Origin of the sequence: Ancylobacter novellus DSM 506, assembly GCF_000092925.1 — a bacterium.
GTDB lineage: Bacteria > Pseudomonadota > Alphaproteobacteria > Rhizobiales > Xanthobacteraceae > Ancylobacter > Ancylobacter novellus.
In genome coordinates, this window is sequence record NC_014217.1 from 3,811,273 (window position 1) to 3,823,602 (window position 12,330).

General features: G+C 67.8%; 12 protein-coding genes. 8 read left to right on the top strand and 4 right to left on the bottom strand.

From position 1 onward, the window contains the following. Positions 1-2: 2 nt before the first annotated feature. From SNOV_RS17950 to SNOV_RS17960, 4 genes are all read right to left on the bottom strand, one after another. The gene (locus SNOV_RS17950; protein WP_013168387.1) at positions 3-1,235 is read right to left on the bottom strand and encodes an amidohydrolase family protein; all 1,233 of its coding nucleotides are present in this window, start codon (positions 1,233-1,235) and stop codon (positions 3-5) included. 15 nt (positions 1,236-1,250) lie between these two features. Further along, the gene (locus tag SNOV_RS24285) at positions 1,251-1,385 is read right to left on the bottom strand and encodes a hypothetical protein (RefSeq protein WP_272481026.1); all 135 of its coding nucleotides are present in this window, start codon (positions 1,383-1,385) and stop codon (positions 1,251-1,253) included. 449 nt (positions 1,386-1,834) lie between these two features. Continuing rightward, positions 1,835-2,509 (bottom strand): GntR family transcriptional regulator, encoded by a 675-nt coding sequence (locus tag SNOV_RS17955; RefSeq protein WP_041783634.1) that lies wholly within the window; start codon positions 2,507-2,509, stop codon positions 1,835-1,837. A gap of 4 nt (positions 2,510-2,513) precedes the next feature. Further along, entirely contained in the window at positions 2,514-3,284 is a 771-nt protein-coding gene (locus tag SNOV_RS17960) for a maleate cis-trans isomerase family protein (RefSeq protein ID WP_013168389.1), read from the bottom strand. Positions 3,285-3,577: 293 nt separating this feature from the next. Between SNOV_RS17960 and SNOV_RS17965 the strand changes: the two genes are divergently transcribed. The 8 genes from SNOV_RS17965 (at position 3,578) to SNOV_RS18000 (ending at position 12,325) form a co-directional block, all read left to right on the top strand. Then, positions 3,578-5,179: an ABC transporter substrate-binding protein gene (locus tag SNOV_RS17965; protein ID WP_013168390.1), complete on the top strand. Its 1,602-nt coding sequence runs from the start codon at positions 3,578-3,580 to the stop codon at positions 5,177-5,179. Positions 5,180-5,202: 23 nt separating this feature from the next. Beyond that, on the top strand, positions 5,203-6,183 hold the full coding sequence (locus SNOV_RS17970; protein ID WP_013168391.1) for an ABC transporter permease: 981 nt from the start codon (positions 5,203-5,205) through the stop codon (positions 6,181-6,183). Next, complete coding sequence (locus SNOV_RS17975) at positions 6,180-7,112, top strand: ABC transporter permease (protein ID WP_013168392.1); 933 nt, start codon at positions 6,180-6,182, stop codon at positions 7,110-7,112. The genes SNOV_RS17970 and SNOV_RS17975 overlap by 4 nt, the downstream gene beginning before the upstream one ends. Next, positions 7,109-8,080, top strand: a complete 972-nt coding sequence (locus SNOV_RS17980; RefSeq protein ID WP_013168393.1) for an ABC transporter ATP-binding protein — start codon at positions 7,109-7,111, stop codon at positions 8,078-8,080. The genes SNOV_RS17975 and SNOV_RS17980 overlap by 4 nt, the downstream gene beginning before the upstream one ends. Continuing rightward, positions 8,077-9,129, top strand: coding sequence for an ABC transporter ATP-binding protein (locus tag SNOV_RS17985; protein WP_013168394.1), 1,053 nt, complete (start codon positions 8,077-8,079; stop codon positions 9,127-9,129). Before SNOV_RS17980 ends, SNOV_RS17985 begins: the two co-directional genes overlap by 4 nt. Beyond that, positions 9,126-10,628, top strand: a complete 1,503-nt coding sequence (locus tag SNOV_RS17990) for an amidohydrolase family protein (protein ID WP_013168395.1) — start codon at positions 9,126-9,128, stop codon at positions 10,626-10,628. Before SNOV_RS17985 ends, SNOV_RS17990 begins: the two co-directional genes overlap by 4 nt. Before the next feature lie 9 nt (positions 10,629-10,637). Next, entirely contained in the window at positions 10,638-11,228 is a 591-nt protein-coding gene (locus tag SNOV_RS17995; protein ID WP_013168396.1) for a GAF domain-containing protein, read from the top strand. Positions 11,229-11,329: 101 nt separating this feature from the next. Continuing rightward, positions 11,330-12,325, top strand: a complete 996-nt coding sequence (locus SNOV_RS18000; protein ID WP_013168397.1) for a TAXI family TRAP transporter solute-binding subunit — start codon at positions 11,330-11,332, stop codon at positions 12,323-12,325. Positions 12,326-12,330: the final 5 nt, after the last annotated feature.

Sequence of the window (12,330 nt, forward strand, 5' to 3'; positions counted from 1 at the left end):
ACTCAGTTGAGCGGCGGGCGATGCAGCGTCGCGGCGGGCCGCGTCAGGGTGCGTCGTCCGCGCTTGTAGGCGAACAGGACCGGGGCGAGCTCGGCGACCGCCGCCTCGCTGGTCAGGCAGTCGAGCACGACGAAGTCAGCCGACTTGCCGGCGGCGAGCCCGTAGTCGCGGGCGTTGATCAGCCGGGCGGAACGCTCGGTGATCATGTTGAAGCATTCGCGGATGTCGTCGGTGGCGCCGATATGGCAGATGTTGGCGTTGAGGTTCGCCATGCGCGCCAGCGAGCAGTCGCCGAAGGGCGTGAACGGGTTCAGCACGTTGTTGGTCGACAGCGAGCAATTCACGCCATGGTGGAGCAGCTTGTGCGTATGGGTGACGCCGCGCGGCTGGTTGCAGTCGCAGTCGCGGCCCATCAGGAACAAATCGGTCGAGGGCAGGCAGGTCAGCGCCACGCCGGCATCGCGCATGCGCCGTGCCGCCGCGTCGAAGCGGGTCGGGCTCGCCGCCGCCAGCTTGGTGACATGGCCGATGGCGGTGCGTCCGCCCCAGCGATAGCGCTCCGCCAGCTCGCAGACATAGTCGAGGTCGAGGCTGTCGGCGGTCGGGCCGAAATCGAGATGCATGTCGATGTCGACGTCGAACTCGCGCGCCATCTCGAACACCCGGTCGATCTGGCCGTGCGGGCTGCTGTCGGTGTAGGGCGCCGCGCCTACCACCCGCGCGCCCTTCTTCAGCGCCGCGACCATCAGTTCGTCGGTGCCGGGATTGTTGAGAAGGCCTTCCTGCGGGAAGACGCAGATCTCGATGTCGATGGCCCAGCGATATTCCTCGATCAGCGGCAGGACCCCTTCGAGGCCGCGCAGGCCGATGCCGGGATCGACCTCGAGATGGGTGCGCATGTGGGTCGTGCCCTGCATCAGGCATTTTTCCAGCGTGCGCTTGGCCCGCGCATAGACGTCCTCAGGTGTGAAGGCGGCCTTGGCCCTGGCGACCTCGCCGATCGCCTCGGGCAGGTCGCCGCGCGTGGACTGGCAGCGGTCGAGGATGCAGGACTTGTCGAGATGGATGTGGGTCTCGACGAAGCCCGGCGAGACGAGGCGCCCGCCGACGTCGAGCTCCTCGCCCTCGGCGGCGAGGCCCGTCTCGATCACCGCGATGCGCCCGGCCTGAATCCCTATGTCGACCGTGCGGCCGGGCTGATTTGGCAGGCGGGCGTTCCGTATGATCAGGTCCATCGGCGCAGGCTCCTCTCAGATATCCAGCGGCATGCCGGCAACAGCGAGGACGACATCGCGCGCCTCCTCGATGGCGGCGATGTCGGCGGGGGCGAAGTCGCGCGGGCCTTCGACGAAAATGGCTTTCGGTGTCGTCGAGCGTTGGGTCATCGCTGCGTGCTCGCGGTCGGTTCGATCGCTCCGCCGGCAGGAGCGATAACAATTAAGTACTTACTTAGTTTGAGAGGCACAGAGAGGGTCGTAAAGCCGATTCATTGGCCTTCCCCCATCGGAGCCAATGCTTTGTTCTGATGGATATTTTTAGGGCCGAAGGCGGCCGCTGAATGCCGCTTGGGCAGGCATTGCCCAAGATTCGATCCGCCATTTGGGCGGTCGACCCGTCATTCAGTCTGGTTCGGCGACAGCCATCCTCTCGCTCTTAGGACCGGGTTTGGCCCGAAGTCGGCATCTGCCGACTTCGATCTCCTCATGAGGAGTTCGGGCAAGCCCGAGTTCCTGCCACCCAGGGGATCGGATACCCGGTGGAAAGGCTGGATCCCCGGATTAAGCGCGGGGATGAGGGAGAATGGAATTACGGGTCAGACTGCAGGCCGGCGATTTCAGGCGCCTTCGCCCTTCAGCATGCGCATCACCGCCTCGCCGGTAAGGCGGTTGTGTTCCTCCAGCCGCTCGGCGAGGTCGAGCCGCGCGCCGGCACGGAAGGCGACCATGATGTTCTCGTGCTCGACGAAGGACTGCGCCACGCGCGTCGGGTTCTCATTGACCACGAAGCGCAGCCGCAGCACCCGCTTCTGCAGGTTGTCATAGGTCTGCAGGAGGACTGGGTTATGCGCCGCCTCGGCGAGCGCGCGGTGGAATTCCTGGTTCAGCGCCGTATAGGCGGCGGGATCGGGATGGGCGCCCAGTTCGGCATGCGCCTGCTCGATCCGCGCGCGGTCCTCCGGCGTTGCCCGCACCGCGGCGAGCCGGCCGATCGTGTGCTCGATCGCACCCTTCAATTCGAAGACATGCGCGACCTCGACCGGATCGATCGGCGCGACGATGGAGCCGCGATTGGGCCGCAGCTCGACGAAGCCCTCGGCGGCGAGCACCTTGAGCGCCTCGCGCAGCGGCGTGCGGGAGATGCCGAAGCGCAGGCAGAGCTGCGCCTCCGGGATGCGCGCGCCGTCGCCGAGCTCGCCATCGAGCAGCACGCCGCGCAGCTTGGCGACGATCTGCTCGTGCAGCGTGCCGGTCTCCGCCGCCGTCTCCGTCGCCTGTGCGAGCGCGGTCATCATTTCACTCCGCCGGAAGCGCCATGGGATCGAGCGGCGCGGCGAACATCGAGCCGAAGCGGGCGAGCGAGGCTGTTGGCATGTTCAGCGCCCGCAGGCAGCCCCACAGCGTGGTGCTGACGGAATCATAGACCGGGATGCTTAGTCGGCGTTCCACCTCGGCGCCGACCAGCGCGCCGCGCATATTGGTGCAGACGATGGCGATGGCGTCCGGCGCCGCCGCGGCGACATCCGCGCACATGTCGCCGATGCGCTCCTCCGTTATCTCGGCGAAGGAGAAATTGTCCGACATGCCGCAATGGGCGCCGGCGACCACCTCGACGCCGATGGAGGCGTAATTGGCGACGATGCGCTCGCCGACATCGTCGGTGTAGGGCGTGACCAGAGCGAGCCGCTTCACGCCGCGTTCAGTGATGAGGCGGTTGAGGCTGAGGATCGAGCTCGTCGCCCTCACCCCCGTGCGCGCGCTGATCCCGGCACAGAGCCGCTCATCGGTGTCGAAGCCGAGCCAGCTCGCCGAGGTGCCGTTCCAGGCGATGACGTCGGTGCGCGCATCCGCCAGCAACTCGGCGGCGGCGAGGATCGGTTCCTGTCGGAACTGGTCGGAGGCGTCGTCGTCCAGCGCGATCCGCGTCACCCGGAAGCGGCCGAAATGCGCCGAGACGCGCGGGAACAGCGGCTCCAGCATCAGCGAGGTGTAGGGCTCCAGCACGGTATTCGACGAGGGCGTCAGCATGCCGATCAGGTGCCGGGGGAAGGGAACGACATTTTGCATTCAAAAATGACTCGACCGAAGCTGTGACCGACTTCTCGCCGCGAGCCCGCATTCCTGCCGTGCCGCGCCGCTCCTCCTAGGTCTTGCCCTGACTGTCGGCTTTCGTCAATCCGCGAGATCGCTTTCAAACAAACGATTCTGCTCAGTTATCATGCAGAGAGTGGCGCGCCGCTCGGCAGCGCGCGGGGCGGACACGCGGCTTGCTGCCTACTATTTGGCATTTAAGCGGACACTTAGTTGTTGCAGACTTTTGCCTCGATAATGAATTCAAAAATCCTTCCAGGAGCCGTGTCATGCGCTTGCCCCTTTTGCTGACCACCGCGCTGTCCGCCGCCTTCCTCGTCGCCGCGCCGGCGCTCCTCCCGACGTCCGCCGCGGCAGCGGAGGGCAAGACCTTCCGCTACGCCTACCGCGTCGATCCGGCCTCGCTCGACCCGCACGCGCTGGCCGAGACCTTCACGCTCTCCTGGCTCGGCCAGGTCTATGAGCCCCTCGTCGGGCGCGGAAAGAACCTCGAGCTGGTGCCGGCGCTCGCCACCAAATGGGAGCAGCCGGAGCCCAATGTGTGGCGCTTCCATCTGCGCCAGGGCGTCAAGTTCGCCGACGGCACGCCCTTCACCGCCGACGACGTCATCTTCTCGCTGCAGCGGGTGAAGAAGGACGGCTCCGACATGGCCTATACGGTGGCCTCGGTGACCGACATGAAGAAGGTCGACGACTACACGGTCGACCTCGTCATGGCGAAGCCGAACCCGATCCTCCCCGTTCAGATCACCTCCACCTACATGATGAGCAAGGCGTGGGCGGAGAAGAACGGCGCCTCCGCGCCGGCGAGCGTGAAGGCGAAGGTGGAGAACTTCGCCACCACCAACGCCAACGGCACCGGCCCCTTCACGATCGCGAGCCGTCAGGCCGGCGTGAAGACCGAGCTCGTGCCCAACCCGAACTGGTGGGGCGAGAAGCAGTCCAACGTCTCCAAGGTCGTGTTCACGCCGATCCAGTCCGATGCCACCCGCGTCGCCGCCCTGCTGTCGGGCGAGGTGGACATGGTCTATCCGGTACCGCAGCAGGACGTCGCGCGCATCGAAGGCAACGACGCCACCAAGGTGCTCAAGGGTTCCGAGCTGCGCACCATGATGCTCGCCATGGACCAGCACCGCGACGAGCTGCAGAACTCCGACGCGAAGGGCAAGAACCCGCTGAAGGACAAGCGCGTCCGTCAGGCGATCTATCAGGCCATCGACATGAATGCGATCCGCGACCGCATCATGGGCGGCACCTCGCACATCGCCGGCACCATGATCGCACCGGGCATCAACGGCTACGACCCCAAACTCGACACCCGCGCCGCGCCCTATGATCCGGAAGCCGCCAAGAAGCTGCTGGCCGAGGCCGGCTATCCCAACGGCTTCTCCTTCACCATGGACTGCTCCAACGACCGCTACGTGAATGACGAGCGCATCTGCCAGGCCATCGTCGGCATGCTCGGCCGCGTCGGGCTGAAGGTGACGCTGAACGCCCAGACCCGCACCAAGTTCTTCGAGAAGGTGCTCGGCCGCGACACCTCCTTCGCCATGATCGGCTGGCAGCCGCTGAGCTACGACGCCCACTCGACGCTGCAGGACACCATGAACACGCCGGTCGACAAGGTCGGCACCTACAATGTCGGCAACTACTCCAACCCGAAAGTCGACGAACTCACGCAGAAGATCGAGGTCGAGGTCGACCCCGCCAAGCGCAACGCGATGATCTTCGAGGCCATGACCCTCGACAAGGAGGATTACGGCCACATCCCGGTGCATCAGGCGGGCCTCGCCTGGGGCGTGCGCAAGGGCGTGAACGTGGTGCTGCGCTCCGACGACAGCCTCGAACTGAAATGGGTCAGCCTCGACTGACCCCGCATTAAGGAGGCCGCGACATGAGTTTCGTTCTGGGCCGGCTCGGACAGACCATCCTCGTCCTGCTGGTCGCGGCCTTCGTCAGCTTCTCGCTGTTCCGCTATGTCGGCGATCCCGTGAACAACATGCTCGGCCAGAGCGCCAGCCTCGCCGACCGCGAGGCGATGCGCGCCGCGCTCGGGCTGGACGATGCCTTCGTCGTCCAGTTCGCCCGCTTCGTCGGCAATGCGCTCACCGGCGATTTCGGCATGTCCTACCGCTTCGGCCAGCCGGTCGCGACGCTGATCGCCGAGCGCTTCCCGGCGACGCTGGAGCTGGCGCTGATCTCCATGCTGATCGCCACCGGCCTCGGCGTGCCACTCGGCGTGTGGACCGCGCTGCACCGCGACCACTGGGCCTCGCAGATGCTGCTCGCCGCCTCGCTGATCGGGGTGGCACTGCCGACCTTCCTGATCGGCATCGCGCTCATCCTGTTCTTCTCGGTCTGGCTCGGCTGGCTGCCCTCCTTCGGGCGCGGCGAGGTGGTGCGGATCGGCGGCTGGAGCACCGGGCTGCTCACCACGAGCGGCCTGCGCGCCATTGTGCTGCCCAGCGTCACGCTCGGGATATTCCAGCTCGCCCTGATCATGCGGCTGGCGCGGGCCGAGATGCTGGAGGTGATGCGCACCGACTTCATCCGCTTCGCCCGGGCAAGGGGGCTGAAGCCGCGGGCGATCGAGTACCGCCACGCGCTGCGCAACACCCTCGTCCCCGTCGTGACCATGATCGGCCTGCAATTCGGCAACGTCTTCGCCTTCTCCATCATCGTCGAGACGGTGTTCCAGTGGCCGGGCCTTGGGCTGCTCGTGATCCAGGCGATCCAGTTCGCCGACGTGCCGCTGCTCGCCGCCTATCTGGTGCTGATCGCCCTGTGCTTCGCCGTGATCAACCTCGCGGTGGACCTCGCCTATGTCGCCATCGACCCGCGCGTGCGCGCCGGCGGCCTCAGGAGGGCGACATGACCTTCATCGAGATGCGGCGTTCGCTCGGCGGCTGGTGGGACAGCGATCTCGCCTGGCGCTTCCGTCGCTCGCCGGTGGCGATCCTCGCGGCGCTGGTCGGCCTCGCTCTGCTGCTGGCGGCGCTCGGCGCGCCGGTTCTGGCGCCCTATGACGCCTTCGATCCAGCCGCGGCCAATGCCGCCGATGCCCGGCTGCCGCCCGGCAGCGAGGGCTTGTTCGGCGACCATTATCTGCTCGGCACCGATCCGCAGGGCCGCGACATGCTCTCGGCCATGCTCTACGGCCTGCGCACCTCGCTGATGGTCGGCCTCGCCAGCGTGGCGGCGGCCGCCGTCGCCGGCGTGCTGCTCGGTCTCGTCGCCGGTTATTTCGGCGGCATACTCGATGCCGTCATCATGCGCGCGGCAGACGTGCAGCTGAGCTTCCCCGCCATCCTCATCGCGCTGCTCATCGACGGCGTGACCCGCACCGCCATGCCGCGCGAGCTGCACGAGCAGCTCGCCGTGCCGATCCTCATCGCCGCCATCGCCGCCTCCTTCTGGGTGCAATATGCCCGCACGGTGCGCGGCCTCGTGCTGGTGGAGCGCAGCCGCGAATATGTGCTGGCGGCCAAGGTCACAGGCGTCAGCACGCCGCGCATCCTCGCCTCGCACATCCTGCCCAACGTGCTCGGCCCGGTGCTGGTGATCGCCACCATCAATCTGGCGCTGGCCATCCTGACCGAGTCGACGCTCTCCTTCCTCGGCGTCGGCCTGCCGCCGACCCAGCCCTCGCTCGGCTCGCTGGTGCGCATCGGCAACGAGTTCGTATTCTCCGGCGACTGGTGGATCAGCGCGCTGCCCGGCCTGCTGCTGGTGCTGCTGTCGCTGTCGGTGAACATCTTCGGCGACTGGCTGCGCGACGCGCTCAACCCGAAGCTCGCCTCATGACGGCGCTGCTCTCGGTGCGGAACCTGCGGGTGGAGATCGCCGCGCGGCATCGCGTGCTGACCGCCATAGACGACGTGTCCTTCGACATCGCCGAGGGCGAGATCCTCGGCGTGGTCGGCGAATCCGGCGCCGGCAAGTCGGTAACGGGCACCGCCGTGCTCGGCCTCTTGGAGCGGCCGGCCTATCAGGCGGGCGGAGAGATCCTGTTCGGCGGCCGGCGCATCGACACGCTGGGCGAGGACGCAATGCGCGGCCTGCGTGGCAAGGAGATCGCCGCCGTCTTCCAGGATCCGCTGACCAGCCTCGACCCGCTGATGAGCATCGGCGAACAGCTCGTCGAGACCATGCAGACCCATCTCGACCTCTCCCATGTCGAGGCGCTCGCGCGCGCCGAGCGGCTGCTGGCGGAAGTCGGCATCCCCGCGCCGCGCGAGCGGCTGCAAAGCTATCCGCACGAGATGTCCGGCGGCATGCGCCAGCGCGTGGTGCTGGCGCTCGCCTTCTGCTGCGAGCCGCGCCTGATCATCGCCGACGAGCCGACCACGGCGCTCGACGTGTCGATACAGGCGCAGATCCTCGACCTCCTGCGCCGCATGTGCCGCGAACGCGGCACCGCCGTCATGCTGGTCACCCACGACATGGGCGTCATCGCCGAGGCCACCGACCGCGTCGCGGTGATGTATGCCGGCCGCCTCGTCGAGATCGGCCCGACGGAGAGCCTGATCGCGGCGGCGGCGCATCCCTATACGCGCGGGCTGATGGCCTCGATCCCCGACATGCACCGGCGCGAGGCCGAGCTGACGCAGATCCCCGGCTCCATGCCGCGCCCGGACGCGCCGGTGCCGGGCTGCGCCTTCCATCCGCGCTGCCCGCAGGCGCTGGCACGCTGTGCCACCGAGCGGCCCGCGACATTCACCCGCAGCGCCTCGCAGGTCGCCTGCTGGCTTGCGGCGCGGAGTGCGGCATGAGCGCGGCGAAGGACACGCTCCTCTCGGTCGACCGGCTCACCGTCCGCTTCGATGCTTCGCCGCCGCTGCTGAAGCGCCTCCTCACCGGCGTCGGGCGGCGCACCGTGCACGCGGTGGAGGAGGTCGATTTCGAGGTGGCACGCGGCTCGACCTTCGCGCTGGTGGGAGAATCCGGCTGCGGCAAGTCGACCATCGCCCGCACCATCGCCGGCATCCAGCCGCCGACGGGCGGCAGCGTCTCCTTCATGGGCGTCGACATCGCCGGCTTCCGCACCCGCCACGCCGCGATGCCCTATCGGCGCAATCTGCAGATGATCTTCCAGGACCCCTATGCCAGCCTGAACCCGCGCTGGCGGGTCGGGCGCATCGTGGCCGAGCCGATCCTGACCCACGCGCTGATGAACCCCGGGGCGGCGCTGAAGGCGCGCGTCGCCGAGCTCCTGGAGACCGTCGGCCTGTCGCCGGCCGATGCGCGCAAATATCCGCACCAGTTCTCCGGCGGCCAGCGCCAGCGCATCTCCATCGCCCGCGCGCTGGCCTCGAACCCGGCCTTCATCGTCTGCGACGAGCCGACCTCGGCGCTCGACGTCTCGGTGCAGGCGCAGATCCTCAATCTGATGAAGAAGCTCCAGCGCGAGCTGGGGCTCACCTATCTCCTGATCTCGCACAACCTCGCCGTCGTCGCCCACATGGCCGAGGCGATGGGGGTGATGTATCTCGGCCGGCTGGTCGAGCAGGGCGACGCCGCCCAGATCATCGCGCGCCCGCTCCATCCCTATACGCGGGCGCTGCTCGACACCGTGCCCGATCCGCGCGCGCCGAACCGCGCCCGCGCCCGGCTGTCCGGCGAGGTGCCGAGCCCGCTCGCGCCGCCCTCGGGCTGCGCCTTCCATCCGCGCTGCCCGCTCGCCAATGAACGCTGCGCCTTTGAGCGCCCACGGCCGGTCCGCGTCGATGCGGTGGAGGTCGCCTGCCATGCCGTCGAGGAGGGCCGCCTGCCGGCCCTGCCGCGCGCGAACGAACTAGCCAGCACCGGAGACGCCGCGTGAAGACCACCATCGTGAACTGCCATGCGCTGATCGGCGAGGCCGCCACCCCGACGCCGGCCCCGGTCGACATCGAGATCGACGGACGCACCATCACCGAGATCCGCCCGCACGGCGCACGCGAGCCGGCGGCGGGGACGGTGATCGACGGGCGTGACCTGCTCATCGCGGCGGGGCTGATCAACGGCCACCACCACAGCCATGAGGGCTTCTATAAGGGCCGCAAGGACAACCTGCCGCTCGAGCTCTGGATGAACTATGTCCGCCCGCTCAAGCCTATCGAGCTCACCGCCCGCGACGTCTATCTGCGCACCATGATCGGCGCCATCGAGGCGGTGCGCAGCGGCACCACGACGCTGTGCGACGACACCAACCAGAGCCCGCGCATCCGCCCGGATCATGTCGAGCAGGTGTTCCAGGCCTATGAGGACATCGGCATCCGCGCCAATGTCGGCATCACCCTGTTCGACCGGCCGTTCTTCCGCGCCGTGCCCTTCGTTGACGAGGAATTCCCCAGGGAGCTGCTGACCGAGCTCGACGGCACGCGCATGTATTCCGGCGCCGAGCTGCTCGACTTCGTGCGCGGGCTGGCGCGCAGCCGTCACCCCTCGACCAACCGCGTCGCCTACATGGCCGCGCCCTCGGCGCCGCAGCGCTGCACCCGGGAGTTCCTGCTCGACGTGCGCCGCATGGCCGACGAGTTCGACCTGCCGCTGATGATCCATGTGCAGGAGACGCGGATGCAGGTGGTCACCGGCCATCTGTTCTACGGCTCGACCATGATCGAGTATCTCGACCGCATCGGCTTCATGAAGCCGAAGACGGCGTTCATCCATGGCATCTGGCTGAACCCGCGCGAGATCGACATCCTCGCCCGCACCGGCGTCACCATCCAGCACAACCCGCCCTCGAACCTGAAGGTCGGCTCCGGCCTCGCGCCGGTGCGCGCGCTGCTCAAGGCGGGCGTCAACGTCTCCATGGGCACGGATGGCTGCGGCTCCATCGAGGGCACCGACATGCAGAACGCGCTCTATCTGACCGCGCTGCTGCAGAAGCTGCGCGGCGAGCACACCGACTGGGTCGGCGCCGAGGAGGCGTTCTATGCCGCGACCATGGGCGGCGCCCGCGCGCTCGGCCGCGACAAGGAATTGGGCGCGGTGGAGGTCGGCCGCACCGCCGACATCGTCGGCTACCGGCTCGACGCCATCCCCTTCGCCCCGCTCAACAATGCGGTGAACCAGCTCGTCTATTCCGCCGGTCGCGCCGAGGTCGACCTCGTCATGGTCGACGGCGAGATCATCGAGAAGGACGGCAAGCTCACCCGCATCGACGAGGCGGCGATCATCGCGGAGATTCGCGAGGCGCATTCCCGCATCGAGCCGCAGCTCTCCGCCTCCGAGGCCGATGTCGAGCGCATCTCGCCCTATTACGAGCGCATCTACCACCGCTGCCAGTGCATGGAGATCGCGGCCGACACCTATCCCGCCCGCTTCAGCCACTGAGTGAACCTCATGACCCGTCCCGCCGATTTCCATGCCCGCGCCATCGCGGTGCTGCACGACGCCAACGAGGCCGCCTGGCGCGAGACCGACCCGGAAGAGGGCGTGCGCCACTTCACCAACGCCACGCGCGGCCTGCTCGGCGATCCCGATATGCCGAACCAGCCCGGCTCTCTCAAGCCCGGCGAGACGCAGTTCATCGTCTCCGCCTGCTTCTTCATCGCCCCGAGCCGCGACCACATGATCGTCTTCGCCGACAATTTCGGCCTCGGCCGCGCCCGCATATCCGTCACCGACAGCCGGCCGGGCCACGCGGTGCAGACGAAGCAGGCGGCGGTGGTGCCGAACACCGATGTGGACCCGATCTTCCGCCAGATCATCAAGACCGGCCGCGTCGGCTGCTCGATCTATGTCCCCGTCATGTGGAAGGGCGAGGTGGTCGGCATGTTCAACACCGCCTCGCAGGCTCGCTACATCTATGACGAGACCGACATGCGGGTGCAGAAGCTGTTCGCCGCCTGCGCCGTAGCGGTCTGGATGGGGCTCGGCGGGCCGCAGCACGTCGCCGAGGTGGCCGAGAGCCTCGGGCCGTGGACGCCTTGACCCCGTTCGACGTCATTACCCGGCCGGCGTCGGCACCGGGTCGACAAGGCGGAGTCCTTCGACCATGCTGCGCCCCGGGAAATGGCAGCAAGGGGAACGTGATGAAGCTCTTCGGCAAATCGAAACTTGTGGCGGCCATCGCGGCGCTTGCGGTCACGGCGGGCCTCGCGGCCACGGGCCTCGCTTTCGCCCAGACGCCGGCCTTCTTCCGCATCGGCACCGGCGGCACGGCGGGCACCTACTATCCGATCGGCGGCCTCATCGCCAACGCCATCTCCGGCAATGGCGACAAGGGCGTCCCCGGCCTCGTCGCCACCGCCATGGCGACCAACGGCTCGGTCGCCAATGTGAACGGCATCCAGTCCGGCGCGATGGAATCCGGCTTCTCCCAGTCCGACGTCGCCTATTGGGCCTATACCGGCACGGGCCTCTATGACGGCAAGCCCAAGGTCGAGGACCTGCGCATCATCGCCACCCTCTATCCGGAGACGATCCACCTCGTCGCCTCCAAGGCCTCCGGCATCAAGTCGGTGAAGGACCTCAAGGGCAAGCGCGTCGCGCTCGACGAGCCGGGCTCCGGCACGCTAGTGGATGCGCGCATCGTGCTCGCCGCCTATGGGTTGAGCGAGAAGGACATCAAGCCGGAATATCTCAAGCCCGGCCCCGCCGGCGACCGGCTGCGCGACGGCGCGCTCGACGCCTTCTTCTTCGTCGGCGGCTACCCGACCGGCGCCATCTCCGAGCTCGCCTCGTCCTCGGGCATCGCGCTGGTGCCGATCTCCGGGCCGGAGGTCGAGAAGCTGCTCGGCGAGTACAAGTTCTTCGCCAAGGACAAGGTGCCGGCCGGCACCTACAAGGATGTCGGCGAGACCGAGACGATCTCGGTCAACGCGCAGTGGCTCACCAGCGCCAAGCAGCCCGACCAGCTCGTCTACGACATCGTCAAGGTGCTGTGGAACGACGCCTCGCGCGCCGCCCTCGACGCCGGCCACGCCAAGGGCAAGATGATCACGCTGAAGAACGCGACGAACGGGCTCGGCATCCCGCTGCATCCCGGCGCGGAACGTTTCTACAAGGAAGCCGGCGTGCTGAAATAAGCGTC